This window comes from Synechococcus sp. N32 (genome assembly GCF_900473895.1).
Lineage (GTDB): Bacteria > Cyanobacteriota > Cyanobacteriia > PCC-6307 > Cyanobiaceae > Parasynechococcus.
This window is the reverse complement of sequence record NZ_UCND01000011.1, coordinates 72,051-90,148: the sequence shown is the minus strand read 5'-3', so window position 1 is coordinate 90,148 and position 18,098 is coordinate 72,051. Positions and strand designations below refer to the sequence as shown.

Below are 18,098 nucleotides of genomic sequence, written 5' to 3'. Positions count from 1 at the left end.
CCATAAAGGGCGACTTCCCTTCAGCCCAATCGACCCGATGATTTTGTTTGGTTGTTGCGGGGTTGGAGACGTGCTGGTCGTTCAAACTGTGATTGGCTTCAGGCTGCCATCGGGGCCTGTTCAGATTCCAGATGTTCGAGCAGCTCAGCTGCGATCGCATCCAACAGTTCCGCTTTGGCTTTCTGTTGCCGTTTCACACTGCGAATGGCTGGAATCTGTAGCCTCAGCCGAACTGTGGGCTCATCGGGTTGAGTCGATGGAGAGCCGGCCAAGCGCATCAGATCAACAACAGCCACCCAGCGCAATGGAGCATCGTCTTTGCAAAAGCTTGGCCGAAATGACGGCGGTACAGCACCTATGGCTTGAAGAGGAGTGAATTCACCCTCAGAGGCCGAGCGGAAACGAACAATGGCGGAAGGATTGGTTTGGAACCAGCAACGGTCTTGCCGTATCGCACTCACCAGGCCAACTCTCATTTCGCCGAGTATGCCGTCAGGACCTGTTCGAGGCCAGTTGCCCGGGAGTGGACCGGCGGCGGTGGGATGCAGGTTGTGCATGATTTATGCATTGATGGCTGGTCAGGCTTGGCCTTGGGAGATTCAATGGAAGGACTGAAGCGATTCTTGTGAGCGCAGGAGCGTGGCGGGAACTTGACCTTCTGGTCCGGCGGCGCGAGTCGCTTGGCTTGGCTCGTCCCCAGCCGATCCCAGTTCGGACGTTGCTAACCCGAGGAACGCTGATCGGCGGCTTGTTCCCTTTGCTCGTGCTTTTGGCGTGTTTGGTGTTGTTGCTTCAGGACCGTCTACTGGCTCGTCAGGAGAAGCAGCTCAAGCCGGCTGCTGCCCGCTACGACATGGTTCAACAACGTTTGACAGACCTTGTTGAGCAGATGGATGCGCTGAGAACGAGAAACCGCTCCATTGCTGCTGCCATGGCTGACGTGCGATCCAGCTCCGCGTTGGTTGGGGAACTGACGCAGTTGCTTCCCTCTGAGATGGTGCTGGAGCGATTTCAGGTTGAAGGCAGCCGTTTGTCGGTTGATGGAACCGTGCTGCAGCCGAATGGATTGCGCACAATCAATGCCTTTCTTCTCCAACTGGCGCAATCCAGTTTGTTTGATCCAAAAAAGGTTCAACTAGAGAAGGCAGAAGTGAATGCAACTTCGGGTGATCTGGCTTCTGTGATGCGCTTCAGTCTCAACGCAGCCTTTCGTGGTGATGCTGCTGTGCTGACGCGTCCGCGGTTGGACCTTTTGGGTGCATCTGGTCTGGCAACGCGTATGCGGTTTTTGGAGTCTGAGCAGCTCCTGCCATGACTAATTTTCAGGGCCAATCGTCTTCTTCTCGCTTGCAATGGTTAACCCCTGAGCGTGCGTTGTTTTTTATACCTGTGCTGACGAGCGTTGGTGTGGCCATAGCTCTCTTCTCCCTGGCAGTACTTCCCATGCTGCGCATGGTTCGTGAGCGTCAGGCTGTTGTGAAAGATTTATCGAACAAAGTTCTTGAGCTTCCAGAGCTGGTGCGTGATCTGCAGAAGCAGCAAGCCCAAAAGTTGCAGTTCGAAGAGCAAGAAAAAAGGCTTTTTAAAATGCTGGCTGGTACTAAAGATCTGGATACATTTTTGGCGGGTTTGAATGTATTGGCTGTGAAGCATCAGGTGACCGTAGCAACCACTGAGCCTGGTGCGATTGAATCTTGGGTGCCACCTTTAGATGGTGAAAGCATGGAGGATGATGATATGGACTTTGATGGTAATTTGCCAAATTCAAATGATAGTCTTTTGCAGGAAGGCCTTGAGAGGCGCTCTGCCTTGATTGTGGTTCAAGGGCCCTTCCGAAATGTGCAAGCTTTTCTTCAGGATTTAGAAAGTCTGGAGGTTTTTGTGATCGCCAGTGATTTGTCAATGGAGGCCATCCGTCAATCAGCTAATGAAACTGGTAATGAAGCTCTTGTTCAAACCAAGTTGGAGCTCCAGCTTTCCGCCTATGGAAGGGTCGTTACGCCCATAATTAATGACATTGATGTGATGAGTGAGGTGTCACAATGATTTATTTCTACGCTGGTCTGGGTGTCGCAATGATGACAGGCATCATGGTGCTTTTTGAAGTAGGGCTGGCTCTAACAGGTCAGTCGTTGCTTGAGGAACCACCGCACTCAGATGTTTATCGGGATGTTTCAAGCTCTGCTGATCAACTCTTTCAAAGGATGTTGTCAGAACCGCTCGAATTGAAGGCCTTGGGAACTGGTCGATATGGACCTGTTCTATGTCAACAAATCCTCTGTCGAATTTATGGCATAGGTTGTGGATATGGGAATAGGCAAACACCTCAATATGCAGGTTTGAAAGGTTATTCAACGCCCACGTCAACTCCCTCTGCTGGTGTTTGGTCGTCATCCTGCGTTCTAGAACGTCAGCTTGACCAAGGTGGTTACACCCATCGCCTTTTAATTCGACCCAATCGTAAACTTTCTGAACGTGGATATGAGTTGTACAGTTGTGTAGTCAAGGAAACTAGCTTGGATCAGCGCTGTTTATTTGAACGCGGAGAGTAGATGTAACGATGCTGGATGCTGTTGTTGGTTCTGTGATTATGGTGATTGCGACAACAACGCTCTTTGCAGCTGTGGAAGTTATTGAGAAGGGCTTCGAGGGAGCAGGTCGTCAACCTTTGTCAAAGAGAGAAGAAAGACTCTTGGAGAGAGTTGGTCGTGCTGATGCCCTAGATCAGCAGCAGTTCTGGCGAGATTCGTTGCAATCCCTGCCGAGGGAAGTTCTATTGCCTTGAGTGAAGCGATGCTACGCCGCACTTCACAATCAAGCAGTTCAGGCATGACGGTGCTCGAACTTCTTATAGCGGTCACGATGTTGCTCGTTTTTACAGGTGTCGTTGTGATGGTTAGCGGAACGCTGCTTCGATTTCTTTCTCCTATTGTTCAGGGCAGCGGCAGCGGGACACTTCGCTCCAACGGGTTGCTTATTGATCAGACGGAGCTCCGAGCAACCATGCAGAGTCTTGTGAGCTTGTTGGAGCAGCCTGGGATCACACGTAGTCAGGTTCTTGGCCTTGAAGATAAGGACGGAGGGCGTTTGGCGATTGCTCACCCCCAATCTGCTGATCCTGATCAGGCTTGTGTGATCGATCCCATTCGGGCATGGAATTTGCCTCTGGCTACCGGTAGTGTCCCCTCATTACCCCCTGGCTATCGCTTGTGCATCTGGACGACATCTATTCAGGAAGCCACGATGCAGCAGCTTTTATCTGGAGATGCATCCCCTGGGGTATATGTCATGCAGGCATTGCCTGAACAGTTGACGACAAGCCATTTGCCAAGCAGGCTTCTTTTTTGTAGGCCTAGGCCGTTCTGTTGAGGTTATGACGGCGACTCCTGTAATTGGCACGACTTTTTTTGGTCTGGATATCTCTGGACTGGGCGAGGGACTCAAGTCCATTCGTCGGAAAATATCCCGCTCAACACTTCTGATTGAATTTGGATCACGTATGCTCCAAATCGCTGAGGCTCGTCAGCGATCCCACGGTATAGAAATTAGACACTTCAGTCGGATTGTTTTACCTGAAGAAGCTCTGGAGCGATCTGTTCCGGCAGACCCAGACGTGATGGCACAACTATTGCGTGATTTTTGCAAAGAGAAGGGCATCATTTCCCATCGCGCCGCTGTTGTTTTGCCTCCGGAACTCGCCTTTCAACGTCTTGTTCAACTTCCAGTTGGTCTGTCAGTTCAGGAGGCTCGCAAATATTTACTCGATCCAAGGAATGGGTTATCACTTCCGTTCCCCATTGCTCAAACTGATTTTGATTTGGTTCCGTTGGATTCCTTTGATCCAATGTCAACCAAACCAGGTTCTTCAGCGTTTCAGCTTAGTGCGATTCCAAGTTCCTTGGTTGAGCCTGTTTTAACCATGCTTGATAGATCTGACTTTGATCTACAGACCCTAGAGCTCGGTTCTTTTAGTGCATTGCGCTGCATTCAGGACTCTCTGCAGCTGCTTGGTGCATCTGGAGTTTGTCTCCTGTTGGATTTCTTGCCTGATGCAACGTTGCTTCATTTTGTTGGTATAGATGGGCTGATTGAGTCAGAGCGCTTGCCATCAGTTCGTGAGTTCCCCCGTTATGAGTTATCGGAGCTTGAACGGGAGCAAATCCTTCAAGGGAGCCAATCACTCGAGCAGGCCACGATTGCAAGTGACCGTTACTTGCCCCTCTCAGAGATGGACCTTCGCGCATTCATGAAAGATCTTGAGTGTGCTTTGAGTAATTTTCTCAAACGCTATTCAGGCTCGACCCTCATTCAGGTTGTTGTGACTGGTGAAGGGAGTGCTCATCCAGATTTGCCAGCACTGCTCCAGAATCATCTCAATTGTTCTGTCAAGCAGGTGAGGCCCCTGTTGACAAAGGGGTTGCGGGAATGGGAATTGGATGAGCCATTGTTGCAGGCGAGTCTCACGCGTTTGGTTGGCCTTGGTTTAGGACTTCTCGGTACTGAACAAGCTATCGAACAACCAGATTCCACTTCAGGTCCACAGGATTGCGATCAGAAGTCTTTGCTTTCTAAGTCCATTGTGCCTGAATCAGGCGGATCAAATTTTGCGACTTTATTAAACTCATCATCCTTGATTGATTCGTCTCAAGCTCTCTCGGCTGTTGATGAAGATGCTTCACCGACGCTCATCGAACTTGATGTTTCAGACGGCGAAGTGGAAGATGAAGAGAGTGAATGGCCGAGTCTGAATTTGGCTGCGAGTGAGAGTGTTTTGGAGGATGCAGAAGAGATTGGTGGAGAAGACGAGATTGAGCCTGTGAGAGTTGATGTTTCAGAGGGCGAAGTAGAGGGTGAAGAGAGTGAATGGCCGAGTCTGAATTTGGCTGCGAGTGAGAGTGTTTTGGAGGATGCAGAAGAGATTGGTGGAGAAGACGAGATTGAGCCTGTGAGAGTTGATGTTTCAGAGGGCGAAGTAGATGATGAAGAGAGCGAATGGCCGAGTCTGAATTTGGCAGCGAATGAGAGTGTTTTGGAGGATGCAGAAGAGATTGGTGGAGAAGGAGAGATTGAGCCTGTGAGAGCTGATGTTTCAGAGGGTGAAGAGAGTGAATGGCCGAGTCTGAATTTGGCAGCGAATGAGAGTGTTTTGGAGGACGCAGGGGAGGTTGATGGTGAAGGACAGATTGAGCCTGTGAGAGTTGATGTTTCAGAGGGCGCAGTAGAGGGTGAAGAGAGTGAATGGCCGAGTTTGAATTTAGAGGGGACTCAGAAGCATCAATCCTCTGAATCTGCTGCTGAAAAATCAACTTTTGAAAATAGTGTGATTCCCGGATTGCCTATTGCAAAGGCTCAGCCCGCTCAACCAAACCCCATCTCTGAATCTACTCGTCGTAATGGCTTGACTGACTTTGACGTGGATGAATCTCCTCTCGGCGAACTGCGTTTCAAGGATTAGTGATTTACCCTCGCATGTTCGTGATCATGCTGAACATCGGTAAGTAGAGAGCAATCACAATGGTGCCGACGATTCCTGCAACTACAAAAACGACTGTTGGCTCCATTGCTTTTGTAAGAGAAGAAACAGCTGAATCAACCTCTCTTTTGTAAAATACAGCGAGTTTCTCAAGCATAAAACTTAACTGTCCTGTCTCCTCGCCGATTTTAATCATCGAGATAACTAATTTTGGTAGAACACCACTACGATCTAGCCCATAGTTCAACTCTTCTCCTTGCATGACTCGATTAATCCCCTGACGGATGGTCTGTTTTATTAACGCATTGCTGCTTGCCGATTCACAACGTTCTAAAGCATCGACAATGGGGATTCCTGAATTGACCAAGGTTGCGAGAGTATCGCACAATCCTGCCATTTCAGTGCGTAGCAACAGGCTTCCAAAGAGTGGCAGTTTCAGGATGTTACTGTCCACCGTCATTCGTCCTGAAGTAGTTCCGTAATATTGGTTGAAGAGAAGTACAAATAAGAGAATCCCTCCTGGTCCTCCCAGTGCAAAGTATGGGGAAGTAACGATTTTGGATAAAGTCAGCATGGTTGAGGTCAGTGCCGGTAGTTCAGCGCCCATGCTTTCAAACATCACCTGGAAGCGAGGAACAATAAAAATGAGTAATCCTAGGCTCACACTTACCGCCAACACCAGCACGATCACTGGATAAACCATCGCCCCAATCAGTTGACCCCTGATTTTGGCTTGTTCTTCCATTAATAATGCAATGCGGTCTAAAACGCTTTCTAAAATTCCTCCAGCCTCTCCAGCCTCGATCAAACCAATAGCAATGGGTTTGAAAACTTTTGGATAGTGTCTCAATGTTGTAGAAAGCTCTTCTCCCGCTGTTAAACGCCCTGCAATATTCTGTACCGCATGGGCTAACTTTCGGTTTGTCATGTTTTCCGCGATCAAAACCATGCCTTGCGCTATAGCTACACCACTTTGCAGAATCACAGAGAGCTGGCGAAAGAATACGAGTAAATCTTTCTGAGGTACACTTAATTTTGCAGGTAGTGGTTGTCGATTAAAGAATCCCCCGCGCTTAATCGATGTTTGTGGAATGCTCCCAACTACTGTTGCGCTTCCCGCTGATGGTGACCTTTGATCAGTTGGCTTGGATCCGTAGCTTGCCATTTCAGCTCTCCACGTCCATCAGTGCTTTGGGGTTTCCTGCTTTACTCATCGCTTCTTCCATGCTTATTTCTCCTCTATCCATCAAGCTCTTGAGGCATTGTTCGAGTGTGTTCATTCCCTCTTTGCTACCTGTTTGTAATTGCGAGTAAATCTGGCTAATTTTGCGTTCGCGGATGAGATTACCAATGGCTGGAGTATTGATGAGCAATTCGTAGGCCAGTGAGCGCTTGCCCGTGGTGTTCTTGCAAAGCGTTTGGCACATAATGCCTGCTAGTGATGTTGAGACCTGCAGGCGTGCTTGCTCCTGTTGGTCTCCGGGGAATACATCCACGATTCGTTCGACTGTTTTTCCCGCTGATGACGTATGCAGTGTCCCAAGCACCAAGTGACCTGTCTCAGCTGCCGTAATTGCGAGTTGGATTGTCTCCAAATCTCTCATTTCGCCGATGTAGATCACATCGGGGTCTTCTCGAAGTGCTGCTTTTAAGGCAGATGCGAAACTCTGAGTGTCTCGCTTGACCTCACGTTGATGAATGATAGAAGTTTTGGAGTGATTAAATTCAAATTCAATTGGATCTTCAATGGTGAGGATATGTCTTTTCTGTGTTTCTAGAATGCAGTTGATGAACGCAGCGAGTGTTGTCGATTTGCCTGATCCAGTAGGCCCTGTGCATAAGACGAGTCCACGGTTCTTACGTGTTAGATCAATGAAGGGTTTTGGTAATCCTAAATCCTGCCACCGCGGTAGATTGTCTGGAAGGATGCGAAGCGTTAGGCAACGTTTTTCATTGGAGATATAAGCATTAATTCGTATTCGTGATAATCCATCCAAGCCAATCGATGTATCGAGATCTCCTGTTCGCCGATATCCCTCTAGCTTTTCTTCACCGATGAGTTCATGCATGAGCTGTGTCATCTCTTCTTCACCAAGAATATTCTCAAGAATTTTGATGTCTGAGTTGACTCTTATGGCAATAGGCGAGCCCTCCTCGAGATGGATGTCTGATGAACCGGCCTGGATGGCAAAATCAACAATCTGACGGGCAATGCTCATTTCAGTGCTCTATCTAGAAGCCAGTATTACTGATTTTCATCATTTCGGAAATGGTGGTCAGCTGCTTTTCTACAAGATTAGCTGCATATTTCTTCAGAGTCCACATGCCGTTTTCAATAGCTACGGTTTCGATTTCTTGGGTACTGAGCTGTTTTTTGATGGAAGCTTGAATGTTTTGATTAACCTTCATTAATTCGTAAGCACCTACCCTTCCCTGATACCCGGAGCCATTGCACCGTGTGCAAAGTGTTCCTTCTTTTTTCCGTTTCTCACGCTCTTCTGCAGTTAATGCATTAGCGACACGAATCGATGTTCCTTGTCGTATTCCTGAGAATTGCGATTCGTTTTCATTGATTGGTCGTTCGGCACTACATTCTGGACAGACTTTTCTCAGCAATCGTTGTGCGAGAACACCTCGTAGAGACGAATTCAACTTATAACTTGGAACCTCCATATCCATCAGTCTTGTCAATGAGCTTGCTGCACTGTTGGCGTGCAATGTGGTGAAGACAAGGTGACCAGTCTCTGCTGCATCCATCGACGACTCTGCTGTCTCTGGATCTCTGGTTTCACCAATTAAGATGACGTCAGGGTCTTGACGAAGAAAGGTGCGCAGTAGATTTGCAAATGTTTGACCTTTTGCTCGAATAACGGGGAACTGTTGGATTGTTCCTCCCAAATCATATTCAATTGGGTCTTCTGCGGTCACAATGTTGACCTCGCCAGTGTCCTTCTCTCTTAGTGCTGATGCTAAAGTTGTTGATTTTCCAGACCCCGTTGGCCCTGATACAACAATAATTCCATTGGAAGCTTCAATAATCGATCTAAAATCTTTTCGTACATCTTCATTGCTGATCAGTACGTCGAGGCTCAACATATCCGCATTGCTGTTCAAGAACCGCATTACCATTTTTTCGCCATGTTTGGCTGGTGCTGTGGCACAGCGAAATTCCATGGTTTGTCCTTCAAATTTTCTCCGAATTTTTCCGTCTTGTGATGCCCGTCGTTCTGCGATATCCATATTGGCCATATTTTTCAGGCAGGCCGTTAATTTAATTCCTGCTCTTCGTGGCATCGTGACATAGCTTTGCATTACACCATCACGCCGCACTCTTACTTTGTATTCACTTTCTTTTGGCTCGATGTGTATATCTGATACGCCTGATCGGGCTGAATTGATTAATATTTTTGCTGCAGCTTGTTGTATTTTTGTGCCCATCATTTCCATTGCAAGATCTAGGGTTTGCTCCTCGATGATTTGTTCATCGCCATCGTCATAATCAAAATCAAACCCGAGGTTTCCTGATGAATCATCATCTGCGTCTTTTAGAGCATCAAGGATTGCATCATCGCTGAATTCAAAGGTTTCGAGTCCCTCCCCACTAATGAGCCTTTGCTGTGCTGCTTGATCAAGAAACGCCTGGATATCACTTGCGGGCTTTTCAATGAATTGGCATTCCAGTCCTGCTGCGCTGGCACGCTGTTTGATGAAATCGCCAATCGTTGCTAGATAGCTGAAATTCCCAATGGCTACGGTCAGCTTTTCACCGCCTGTTATCTCGTTCTTTTCGACTCCCAGCGGAACAACAATATTCTCTCTGCACCATTGCAGTGAAAAATATTGATCAACTAACTCGCGAATTTGCAGAGAGTCAGCCATCTGATCCTAATGCAAATGTTCTACTATTATCTGCCTATTTATTTTAGCAAGAATAAGCTTTGGTTTGTCAAGATCAATGCTTTTGCTTTTCACCCGTCTGATCTGGATTTTCATCATATATGACTTTGTTCTTAATCCATACCTTCTGACCGCATGGTGGAAGACCGCTCAACTTCCCCTCTCCAACGATGTATTGGCCATTCCCTCTAGAGTCGTCCTTCCGCCTTTCTTCTAAATCCACCTTGCATCTCGACACATTGAGCTCTATCTCGCACTCTTTGTAGTCGTAGCCCTCTGGATCGCTATATTGTTTGCTTGCACAGATGCTTATTGGCTTTGTGCAGTTTGGGATCTCTACATTTGCTATTGCATATCCGTCGTAAGCGCTTCCATTTATCTTTATTTCTTGATTGATGTATTTCGCGACATTGACTGAGCACGCTGTGCTTTGCGCCTCACTTTGACTTGATTTGCTGTAGCCCGTAAATTTTCCGTCAAAAATATAAGCTGTTTTATTGCATTTATTCAGAGAACATGTGTTTTTGTAATTCGCATCACTGTTTGGAACTGGCTGTTTGTTGTTGCAATCTTGGTCTGCTGTGGCGTCCCATCGGTTTGCTGTTTTTGACTGTGGTGTCTTTGTTAATTTTTCTCGGAATTGCAGCTCGCACGCTTCTCGGTTGTATTTGTATCTAGTCATGTAGGTGTAGAACTTGTCGTAGCTTTGAGTCGTATTGTCGACGCATTTTTCCCCCGCCCAGCGTTCACATGCATCTCTCGCTTGTGTGTAGTCTTTAGTGCTCGGACTGATTCCAAACTTGGTGACTTTCCCGTTGTAGATGCCAAATCCAAGAGATGGATATTCCTTCGAGTTGGTATCAATTGGATCGATTTGTAAGTAAAAGCAGTTATTGAAGTCTTTATTAATTTTGTATCCATTTTTTGTCAGAAGTCTATCATCAATGGCATCAATTAAATATGGATAGTCTTTATTTTTTGTTGTGTCTGGTTTGTCGCTCTGGTTGTCTAGTGCCAAGTTTTTTGAGTTTGGCTTCTCTGGCTTTTTCAGATTCGCCATGGCTCTTAGGCAGTCGTTCGCTGCGCTATTGAGATGGGCTTGTGTTTCATCCATCTCGAATTCTCTGAAACTATTTTGAATCGTAGTCACTGCTATCGATGTGAGTAGCGTGATGCCGCTAAGCACGCAAATTAACTCAATTAAGGAAAAGCCGGCTGATAAAGCCGGCTTTAGCTTTTTTGGATTTTTTGTTATAAACAAGTGGTATAAGCGGTTCATTTAATTGCTTAAGAATATATTATTCCCAAATTCCCCGTTCGTTGTCGCCTGCCTCTGCTTCACACCCCACATTGTAGGTGTCTTCATATTCGTCATCTCCTGTCATGCAAACTCTTGATCCTGATTCTGAAATCTTGAAAGATGAAAATTTATCTTGGAGTGTGGCTCCTACTGGTACCGCGAAGAAATCCCGTTCAGCGCCTCCATCATCGAAGCATGCAAGTTCGTCGGTCGCTTCATCTGGTTGGCCATTCACTCCAGAAGTTTTTGCGTCGGAGTAGCCGGCACCCGTTGCTGCCGCAGTCATGGCAAGTACGGCCCAATCGGTCACTGAAGGTTTGTTGAAATATTGGGGGTCATCCTCACCGTGGCCGTCCCGCTTATTTCTTGCCCATGAAACTTTGCATTCCTTGTAAGCGTTTAGCAATGCCTGCTGGGCTGTTCTAACTGATGCGTCTTCGGTGACGCCAAGGAAGTTGGGTAGTGCAATCGCTGTCAGCACAGCGAGCACAGCGATCACCACCACCAGCTCGATCAGGGAGAAGCCTTTCTCCCCTGGCTTGCGGCTGAGAGTTTTGCGGGTGCGTGGATTTTGCAAATAGGCCTGAAGAAGGCTCATTTCGATGTAAGAAGTCGCTCTGTCCATGATCTTGGCTTGCAATTCAGTTGTCAACACGACTGATCAGTCACATCTGCAGAAGTTGCATCGATGAGTGTGGTTCTTTCATTCAGTTGGCGCTCAGCAGGGGCTTGTCGTGCTGGTTTGACGCCAAGCTGTTGGCTGTTGCCGTTGATTCCTGGCTGGCTGCGTGAGGTTCGGGCTCTTCAACGGGACTCTTTTAATGCAGTCTCGCCGCAACAACCGCCGCATAGTGAAGGCATTGCGTGAGGAGTTCCAGCGCAGCCCTTTGGCTTGATTCACTCCACCAGCGTCTGAAGCAAGGCTGCCAGTTGCCGTTCGGCATCCCGTTCTGCCAGGGCCTGCATGCCTTCACGCATCTGGGCGAGAGGATCGGCTGCTGAATCGGATCGTCCCAAAGTCACGCCCAGCAGCCGTTGAACGGTGTTCAGCAATGTGGGCTGATCCGGCTCGTGCTGATGCACGATCACCGCTGCACCGAGGGATGCAGCGCAGGCGGCGTTGGCTTCCTGGTGCTTGTCTGCTGCCTGCGGGAACGGCACCAGCACGGCTGGGGTGCCGCAAACCGCCAGTTCACTGAGGCTGCCGGCCCCTGCGCGGCTGATGGCCAGGTCGGCATGTTGCAGCAGCCCTGGAATCTCATCGCTGAAGCGGCGCTCCACCAGTTGTGGGTGACGGATCTGCTCGATGTCGGGATCGTTGTCGCCGGCGAGGTGCACCACGCGGCAGCCCTGCTCCAACAGGGCCGGCACCGCCGCACGCACCATTCGGTTCAGGCCGACGGCCCCTTGACTGCCGCCCATCACTACTAACAGCGGCCCGGCGCCATGGGGGACCCAGCTCGGCAGGGCTTGCGGGGCCAGAAAGCTGGAACGCACCGGTGTTCCCGTCAGCACCGGCTGGCTGCCGGGGATGAGCTTGGCGGCAGCGGGGAGGCCGATGGCTACGGCGCTGCAGAAGCGACCCAGCAATCGGGTGACCCGCCCCGGGATGGCATTGGATTCATGCAGCACCACGGGAATGCCGCACCAGCGTGCCGCCAGGATCGCTGGTGCGGCGATGTAACCGCCAGTAGTAAACACCGCGTCGATCGCGTTCCGGCGAATCGCCCGCCGCACGCTGACGCTGGCGAGCAACAGCCGCAGCAGCTGCAGCAGCTTGGTGAGCCCGCGGCCCTGCAGTCCGCCGGCGTTCACACACACCAAACCAAACCGTTCCGGCACCAGCTGTGTTTCGAGGCGATCGGGCACCCCAACCCAGCGCACAAGCCACCGCTCTTCAACGGCTTCAGCAACGGCCAGAGCGGGGAAGAGATGGCCGCCGGTGCCGCTGGCGGCGATCAGAAGCCGGGTCATTGCGTCGGCCGTCACCGCTCACCAGGCCTAACTTAATTGGGTTGTCGCATTCCGGCCCGTGCGTCGTTTCCTGGGAGTCACGCTCGTCTCGGCCATGGCGATGCTGTTGTCGCCGGCCCATTCCGTCGCGCAGCCCGCTCGCCAGGGCAGTGCCGTGGAGCGTTTCAGCGATCGCCTGCAAACAGCCTTGAACAGTGGCAGTGCGTCAGCGCTCGACACGCTGGCCAGCGTTGATCTGCAGCCGGTGCTGGCCCAGCGCCTAGCGCGATTCCAGCAGGATTTCCCCGAGGTCACCTGGCAAGTGAAACCCGCAGCTCCCACTCCGGATGGGCGCCCGACCCTGAGCTTGCGGGTGCGGGGTGTCGCTGAATCCGAGGGGCTGACCTATGCCCTGGAGGCCAGCGAAGAGATCGCGATCCGCTTGGACAATGGGCAGCTGGTGGAACAGGAACTGCTGGCCCAGCAGTCGTTGCTGCGCAGCGGTGAACGTCCCTTGGCCGTCAAGGTCGCCATCCCCGATGTGGTGCTCACCGGCAGTCGCTACGACGTCGACTTGATTGTTGAAGAGCCGCTGGGCCAGGCCCTGGTGGCGGGCGGCTTGATCAACCTCACCGATGAGCAGCTGTTGGCACAGATGCGCCCCAATCTGCCGCTGGCGCCCCAGGGTGGTGGTGGTTTGTTCAAGAGCGTTCAGGCACCGCAGCAATCCGGATCGCAGTCCTGGGCCTTGATGTTGGTGCATCCCGATGGGGTGGTGACGGCCACGAAGCGGGTGCGGGTGGTCAGCAGCAACTAGCGCTCCTGCCTCGTTTGGTTCCAGCGGTGCAGGGCTGACACGTCCTCGTTACCACGGCCGTTGTTGATCAGATCGAGTTCCAGCTGTTCCACCAGCGTTGTGACGGGCAGATCCAGTTGGACGGCCTTGGCTGCATCAAGGGCAATGCCGAGATCCTTTCGATGCAGGCTGAGTCGGAAGCCAAGGGGGTAGCTGCCGTTCAGCATGGCGGTGCTGCGATGTTCGAGGGCCCAGGATCCTGCGGCGCCAGTTTTGAGGGCATCGATCACCTGTGGCATCGGCAGATCGAGCTGCTGGCCCAGGGCTACCGCCTCAGCCACGGCGGCATAACTGCCGGCCACCAGCACCTGATTCACCGCCTTCACTTGCTGGCCTCGTCCCACAACTCCGAAGTGGTGGATCGATCCGCCAATCACCTCAAGGATGCCCCGAACCCGTTCCAGTGGCTCGCTGGCACCGCCCACGAGCACCGTGAGGCTGCCGCGTTTGGCGCCCTCCGTTCCGCCGGTGACCGGGGCATCCAGGTAGTGGACGTTCTGGTCGGCCAGCCGTTCCCCACAGCGTTCGGCTGTGGCGGGAGCAATGGTGGAGCAATCCAGCACCACACTGCCGGTGCTCAGTTGTGATGCTGCACCGTTGGGGCCGAACAACACTTCTTCAACGGCTGCATCGTCGCTGACGCAGAGCAGCAGCACATCCACACCAGTGCTGGTGTCGGCTGGGCTGGAACACCGAATCGCACCCTCGAGCCCCGCGCTGGTTTCGGCGCTGCGGCTGCGGGTGTGCACCCTGAGCCGGAAGCCGGCGCGGTGCAGGTTGATCGCCATGGGCAAGCCGAGAGCCCCTAGCCCCACGAAGCCCAGGCTCAGGTCACATCTGGTCATGACTCACGGCGAAGCAATCAGATCCTGCTTGACGGATCACTCCACAATGGATCCATCCCGATGACCTGAACGATGCGCATCTCCACGGCTTCCCTTGCTTTCGCTGCTCTGTTGGCGGCCCCGGTGATCACGATCGCTCCATCGGATGCGGCTGGTCGTGACGAATCTCCCGCGCAGGCCGAGGTGATGTTCCAGGCCCGCAAGACCTGGTTCAAGGACAATTTCCAGCGTCGGCTCGATCTGCTGGAGAGCCATCAGAACTGCATTGATGCGGCCTCATCCAGGCAGGAGTTCAAGACTTGCCGCAAGGACAAGAAAAAAGCCCGGAAGTCCCTGAAACGGGACTACCGGGCCTACATGAACAAGGTGCGGAATCAGCTGGGGCTTCCGGCGCGCGCCGGAAAACCCGTTGCCAACGGCCGCAGGCTCGAGGCCTGAGCCGCTGATCAGGCGGCGTCGAGGGCGGCCACACCGGGCAGCACCTTGCCTTCCAGCAGTTCGAGGCTGGCGCCGCCGCCGGTGGAGATGTGGGACATCTTCTCGGCCAGGCCTGCCTTCTCGACCGCTGCCACGGAGTCACCGCCGCCGATGATCGTGCAGCAGCCCTTGCCGCTCAGGTCGGCCAGGGTGGTGGCGATGGCGTTGGTGCCAGCAGCGAACTTGTCGAACTCGAACACGCCCATGGGGCCGTTCCAGATCACGGTCTGACAGTCGGCCAGGGCGTCCTGGAACACCTTGATCGAGTCGGGGCCGATGTCGAGGCCCATCCAGCCATCGGGGATGGCGTTGATGTCAGCGGTCTGGCTGTTGGCATCGGGGGCGAAGTTGTCGGCCAGCACCACGTCGGTGGGCAGCAGCAGTTGCACGCCCTTGGCCTTGGCCTTGGCTTCCAGCTCCTTGGCCAGTTCCAGCTTGTCCTCTTCCACCAGGCTCTTGCCCACCGAGAGGCCGCGGGCCTTGTAGAAGGTGAAGATCATGCCGCCGCCAATCAGCACCTTGTCGCACTTGTCGATCAGGGCTTCGAGCACGCCGATTTTGGAGCTCACCTTGGAGCCGCCGACGATGGCTGCCAGGGGGCGCTTGGGCTCATCCACAGCACCCTGCAGGTACTGAAGTTCCTTCTCCATCAGGAAGCCGGCGACGGAGGGCTTGAGGAACTTGGTCACGCCCTCAGTGGAGGCGTGGGCACGGTGGGCGGCGCCGAAGGCGTCGTTCACATACACCTCAGCCAGGCCTGCGAGTTTCTCAGCGAAACCGGCTTCGTTCTTCTCTTCTTCAGCGAAGAAACGCACATTCTCCAGAAGCACCACATCGCCGTTGGCCATCGCGCCCACCTTGGCTTCCGCGTCGGGGCCGATGCAGCTGTCGGTCTTGGCAACGGGCTTGCCCAGCAGTTCGCTCAGGCGAGCCGCCACGGGGGTGAGACGCATGGCGTCATTCACCTGACCCTTTGGACGGCCGAAGTGAGCCGAAAGGATCACTTTGGCGCCCTTGCCGATCAGGTCGTTGATCGTGGGCAGGGCGGCGCGGATGCGGGTGTCGTCGGTGATCGCACCGGCGTCGTTCAGGGGCACGTTGAAGTCAACCCGCACGAGAACGCGTTTGCCGCTCAGGTCGCCGGCGTTGAGGCTGGCCAGGGAACGCTTCGCCATAGGGTTGTGTCGTGCGGTAAGAAAACGGGGTGAGATTAACCCGTGTGAATGGCAATGGCGCCAGCGCGTTCAAAGTGAATCTGCACCGGCTGGCCGTCTGTTCTGTGCGTTTGCGTTCGTGAGCACCCCAACGATCCAGTGGTATCCCGGCCATATCGCCAAGGCGGAGCAGCAGCTCAAACGCCATCTCGACAAGGTTGATCTGGTGATTGAGGTGCGTGATGCCCGCATTCCTCTGGCTACGGGCCACCCCCACCTCAACCGCTGGTTGAAGGGCAAACAGCATCTGTTGGTGATCAACCGGCGCGACATGGTCACCGCGGCCGCCAAGGAGGCCTGGGAGGCCTGGTTCAAGGCCCAGGGGCAGCGGACGGTCTGGTGTGATGCCAAGGCTGGGACCGGCGTGAAGCAGGTGCAGCAGGCCGCGATCCGTGCCGGCGACCAGCTCAATGAACGCCGCCGCAACCGGGGCATGCGGCCCAGGCCGGTGCGGGCGCTCACCTTGGGCTTCCCCAACGTGGGCAAGTCAGCGTTGATCAATCGCCTCGTGCGGCAGAAGGTGGTGGCCAGTGCCCGGCGGGCCGGGGTAACGCGAACCCTGCGCTGGGTGCGTCTGGGGCAAGACCTTGACCTCCTTGATGCCCCTGGCGTGCTGCCCCCTCGGCTCGATGACCAGCAGGCGGCCCTGCGGCTCGCCCTCTGCGACGACATCGGCCAGGCCGCTTATGACGGTGAGCTGGTGGCTCAGGCCTTTCTGAGGTTGCTGCTGGATGTGGAATCGCAGGCTGCAGCCGGCGTGACGATTCCGCTACTGCAGGAGCGTTATGGCATTCCCTTGAGCGGTGAAACAGCCGACCCTGCTCTCTGGCTGGATGCGGCGGCGGCCCGCCACACCTCAGGGGAAACAGCCCGCATGGCCCAGCGGTTGCTGGATGATTTCCGCAAGTCCGCCCTCGGCAGCATTGCCCTGGAGCTGCCGGCATGAGTCCGCAGTGGAAACGTCCTCCGCTGCCGGAGGAGACCTTTACGGATCGCTTTGGTGAAGGGGAGGGAGAGCTGCTGACGCTGGCCTACCCCAAGCCGTTGCCGATGCGGCTGGACCGCTGGCTGGTGAGCCAGCGAACGGAGCAGAGCCGTGCCCGGATTCAGAAGTTCATCGACGCGGGCTATGTGCGCGTCAACGGCAAGACCGGCAAGGCCAAAACGCCCCTGCGCCAGGGCGATGAGGTGCAGCTGTGGATGCCGCCACCGGAACCGCTGCCGTACCTCAAGCCGGAGCCGATGGATCTGGATGTGTTGTTTGAGGACGACCATCTGATCGTGCTCAATAAGCCGGCCGGGCTGACGGTGCATCCGGCGCCGGGCAACAAGGACGGCACCCTGGTGAACGGCCTGCTGCATCACTGCCCGGACTTGCCCGGCATCAGCGGCAAGCTGCGGCCGGGGATCGTGCACCGTCTCGATAAAGACACCACCGGCTGCATCGTGATCGCCAAGAGCCAGGAAGCCCTGGTGCGGCTGCAGGTGCAGATCCAGAAACGGATCGCGTCACGCGAGTACTTCGCCGTCGTCCATGGCGTGCCCGGCGGTGATTCCGGCACGATCGTCGGCGCCATTGGTCGCCATCCGGCGGATCGCAAGAAATATGCCGTGGTGAGCTCTGAAAATGGTCGTTACGCCTGCACCCACTGGACACTGGTGGAGCGTCTTGGCGACTACTCCCTGTTGCGGTTCAAGCTCGATACCGGACGCACCCATCAGATCCGCGTCCACTGCGCTCACATGAATCACCCCGTGGTAGGGGACCCTACCTACAGCCGCTGCCGCAAATTGCCGATGGATCTGCCCGGTCAGGCCCTGCATGCCGTGCAGTTGGGGCTGGATCACCCGATCACCCGGGAACGGATGGTGTTTGAGGCGCCCCTTCCTCCGGTGATGGAGAAATTGCTGGGGCTGTTGCGGCGGCGCGTCGCGTCCTGTTGATGGCAACGACCCTGGTCAGCATTCCCTGGCAGGTGTGCAGCGGCTGAGATCAGCGTTATCGCGCAGAAGCCAGTGGCCGAGCGGTATGTGAGTGCTTGAAGTTCAGGGGGTGTTGGAGAGAGGGATCTCATCCCTGCTG

Annotated in this window: 19 protein-coding genes; 10 read left to right on the top strand and 9 right to left on the bottom strand. The window is 53.6% G+C overall.

What is annotated here, in order from left to right:
• Positions 1–98: 98 nt before the first annotated feature.
• The gene (locus DXY35_RS12395) at positions 99–461 is read right to left on the bottom strand and encodes a hypothetical protein (RefSeq protein ID WP_137006711.1); all 363 of its coding nucleotides are present in this window, start codon (positions 459–461) and stop codon (positions 99–101) included.
• 392 nt (positions 462–853) lie between these two features.
• On the opposite strand from DXY35_RS12395, the gene DXY35_RS04090 reads away from it, so the two are divergent.
• Genes DXY35_RS04090 through pilM form a run of 6 tightly spaced genes read left to right on the top strand, consistent with a single transcriptional unit; the run spans position 854 to position 5,455 of the window.
• Positions 854–1,315, top strand: coding sequence for a PilN domain-containing protein (locus DXY35_RS04090; RefSeq protein ID WP_137006710.1), 462 nt, complete (start codon positions 854–856; stop codon positions 1,313–1,315).
• Complete coding sequence (locus DXY35_RS04085) at positions 1,312–2,046, top strand: hypothetical protein (RefSeq protein WP_115081240.1); 735 nt, start codon at positions 1,312–1,314, stop codon at positions 2,044–2,046. Before DXY35_RS04090 ends, DXY35_RS04085 begins: the two co-directional genes overlap by 4 nt.
• Positions 2,043–2,552, top strand: coding sequence for a hypothetical protein (locus DXY35_RS12390; RefSeq protein WP_137006709.1), 510 nt, complete (start codon positions 2,043–2,045; stop codon positions 2,550–2,552). Before DXY35_RS04085 ends, DXY35_RS12390 begins: the two co-directional genes overlap by 4 nt.
• Before the next feature lie 8 nt (positions 2,553–2,560).
• Positions 2,561–2,785: a hypothetical protein gene (locus DXY35_RS04080; RefSeq protein ID WP_115081239.1), complete on the top strand. Its 225-nt coding sequence runs from the start codon at positions 2,561–2,563 to the stop codon at positions 2,783–2,785.
• Between the two features lie 44 nt (positions 2,786–2,829).
• A complete protein-coding gene (locus tag DXY35_RS12385) occupies positions 2,830–3,369 on the top strand; it encodes a hypothetical protein (protein ID WP_137006708.1) in 540 nt (179 codons plus the stop codon).
• 4 nt (positions 3,370–3,373) lie between these two features.
• Positions 3,374–5,455, top strand: coding sequence for a type IV pilus biogenesis protein PilM (pilM, locus tag DXY35_RS04075; RefSeq protein WP_115081238.1), 2,082 nt, complete (start codon positions 3,374–3,376; stop codon positions 5,453–5,455).
• A 4-nt stretch (positions 5,456–5,459) separates the two neighbouring features.
• On the opposite strand, the gene DXY35_RS04070 is transcribed toward pilM, so the two are convergent.
• The 6 genes from DXY35_RS04070 to murG all read right to left on the bottom strand — a co-directional run bounded on the left by DXY35_RS04070 (position 5,460) and on the right by murG (position 12,644).
• A complete protein-coding gene (locus DXY35_RS04070) occupies positions 5,460–6,638 on the bottom strand; it encodes a type II secretion system F family protein (RefSeq protein WP_115081237.1) in 1,179 nt (392 codons plus the stop codon).
• 1 nt (position 6,639) lies between these two features.
• Positions 6,640–7,692, bottom strand: coding sequence for a type IV pilus twitching motility protein PilT (locus DXY35_RS04065; protein WP_115081236.1), 1,053 nt, complete (start codon positions 7,690–7,692; stop codon positions 6,640–6,642).
• Positions 7,693–7,705: 13 nt separating this feature from the next.
• A complete protein-coding gene (locus tag DXY35_RS04060; protein WP_115081235.1) occupies positions 7,706–9,352 on the bottom strand; it encodes a GspE/PulE family protein in 1,647 nt (548 codons plus the stop codon).
• A 73-nt stretch (positions 9,353–9,425) separates the two neighbouring features.
• Positions 9,426–10,649: a Tfp pilus assembly protein FimT/FimU gene (locus tag DXY35_RS04055; protein WP_137006707.1), complete on the bottom strand. Its 1,224-nt coding sequence runs from the start codon at positions 10,647–10,649 to the stop codon at positions 9,426–9,428.
• Between the two features lie 19 nt (positions 10,650–10,668).
• The gene (locus DXY35_RS13255; protein WP_305791027.1) at positions 10,669–11,322 is read right to left on the bottom strand and encodes a prepilin-type N-terminal cleavage/methylation domain-containing protein; all 654 of its coding nucleotides are present in this window, start codon (positions 11,320–11,322) and stop codon (positions 10,669–10,671) included.
• Positions 11,323–11,567: 245 nt separating this feature from the next.
• Entirely contained in the window at positions 11,568–12,644 is a 1,077-nt protein-coding gene (gene murG, locus DXY35_RS04045) for an undecaprenyldiphospho-muramoylpentapeptide beta-N-acetylglucosaminyltransferase (protein ID WP_115081233.1), read from the bottom strand.
• A 58-nt stretch (positions 12,645–12,702) separates the two neighbouring features.
• On the opposite strand from murG, the gene DXY35_RS04040 reads away from it, so the two are divergent.
• Positions 12,703–13,440, top strand: coding sequence for a hypothetical protein (locus DXY35_RS04040; RefSeq protein WP_244272908.1), 738 nt, complete (start codon positions 12,703–12,705; stop codon positions 13,438–13,440).
• Here DXY35_RS04040 and DXY35_RS04035 read toward each other — a convergent pair.
• Complete coding sequence (locus DXY35_RS04035) at positions 13,437–14,324, bottom strand: NAD(P)-dependent oxidoreductase (RefSeq protein ID WP_115081231.1); 888 nt, start codon at positions 14,322–14,324, stop codon at positions 13,437–13,439. The two genes, DXY35_RS04040 and DXY35_RS04035, sit on opposite strands and share 4 nt — an antisense overlap.
• 72 nt (positions 14,325–14,396) lie before the next feature.
• Here DXY35_RS04035 and DXY35_RS04030 point away from each other — a divergent pair, with 72 nt between their 5' ends.
• Entirely contained in the window at positions 14,397–14,762 is a 366-nt protein-coding gene (locus tag DXY35_RS04030) for a hypothetical protein (protein ID WP_115081230.1), read from the top strand.
• Between the two features lie 8 nt (positions 14,763–14,770).
• Here the strand turns inward: DXY35_RS04030 and pgk are convergent, their stop codons facing one another.
• Positions 14,771–15,976 carry a phosphoglycerate kinase gene (pgk, locus tag DXY35_RS04025; RefSeq protein WP_115081229.1) on the bottom strand — a complete coding sequence of 402 codons (1,206 nt, stop codon included), beginning with the start codon at positions 15,974–15,976 and terminating at the stop codon, positions 14,771–14,773.
• A gap of 118 nt (positions 15,977–16,094) precedes the next feature.
• On the opposite strand from pgk, the gene ylqF reads away from it, so the two are divergent.
• Together ylqF and DXY35_RS04015 are read left to right on the top strand one after the other, a co-directional pair.
• On the top strand, positions 16,095–16,961 hold the full coding sequence (ylqF, locus tag DXY35_RS04020) for a ribosome biogenesis GTPase YlqF (RefSeq protein ID WP_115081228.1): 867 nt from the start codon (positions 16,095–16,097) through the stop codon (positions 16,959–16,961).
• The gene (locus DXY35_RS04015) at positions 16,958–17,959 is read left to right on the top strand and encodes an RluA family pseudouridine synthase (RefSeq protein WP_115081227.1); all 1,002 of its coding nucleotides are present in this window, start codon (positions 16,958–16,960) and stop codon (positions 17,957–17,959) included. Before ylqF ends, DXY35_RS04015 begins: the two co-directional genes overlap by 4 nt.
• Positions 17,960–18,098 lie beyond the last annotated feature (139 nt).

Bases quoted from the DNA above. Each gene is read 5' to 3' on its own strand.
- DXY35_RS04090 (WP_137006710.1), top strand. From the start codon at position 854: ATGGTTCAACAACGTTTGACAGACCTTGTTGAGCAGATGGATGCGCTG.
- DXY35_RS04085 (WP_115081240.1), top strand. From the start codon at position 1,312: ATGACTAATTTTCAGGGCCAATCGTCTTCTTCTCGCTTGCAATGGTTA.
- DXY35_RS12390 (WP_137006709.1), top strand. From the start codon at position 2,043: ATGATTTATTTCTACGCTGGTCTGGGTGTCGCAATGATGACAGGCATC.
- DXY35_RS04080 (WP_115081239.1), top strand. From the start codon at position 2,561: ATGCTGGATGCTGTTGTTGGTTCTGTGATTATGGTGATTGCGACAACA.
- DXY35_RS12385 (WP_137006708.1), top strand. From the start codon at position 2,830: ATGACGGTGCTCGAACTTCTTATAGCGGTCACGATGTTGCTCGTTTTT.
- pilM (WP_115081238.1), top strand. From the start codon at position 3,374: ATGACGGCGACTCCTGTAATTGGCACGACTTTTTTTGGTCTGGATATC.
- DXY35_RS04070 (WP_115081237.1), bottom strand. From the start codon at position 6,638: ATGGCAAGCTACGGATCCAAGCCAACTGATCAAAGGTCACCATCAGCG.
- DXY35_RS04065 (WP_115081236.1), bottom strand. From the start codon at position 7,692: ATGAGCATTGCCCGTCAGATTGTTGATTTTGCCATCCAGGCCGGTTCA.
- DXY35_RS04060 (WP_115081235.1), bottom strand. From the start codon at position 9,352: ATGGCTGACTCTCTGCAAATTCGCGAGTTAGTTGATCAATATTTTTCA.
- DXY35_RS04055 (WP_137006707.1), bottom strand. From the start codon at position 10,649: ATGAACCGCTTATACCACTTGTTTATAACAAAAAATCCAAAAAAGCTA.
- murG (WP_115081233.1), bottom strand. From the start codon at position 12,644: ATGACCCGGCTTCTGATCGCCGCCAGCGGCACCGGCGGCCATCTCTTC.
- DXY35_RS04035 (WP_115081231.1), bottom strand. From the start codon at position 14,324: ATGACCAGATGTGACCTGAGCCTGGGCTTCGTGGGGCTAGGGGCTCTC.
- DXY35_RS04030 (WP_115081230.1), top strand. From the start codon at position 14,397: ATGCGCATCTCCACGGCTTCCCTTGCTTTCGCTGCTCTGTTGGCGGCC.
- pgk (WP_115081229.1), bottom strand. From the start codon at position 15,976: ATGGCGAAGCGTTCCCTGGCCAGCCTCAACGCCGGCGACCTGAGCGGC.
- DXY35_RS04015 (WP_115081227.1), top strand. From the start codon at position 16,958: ATGAGTCCGCAGTGGAAACGTCCTCCGCTGCCGGAGGAGACCTTTACG.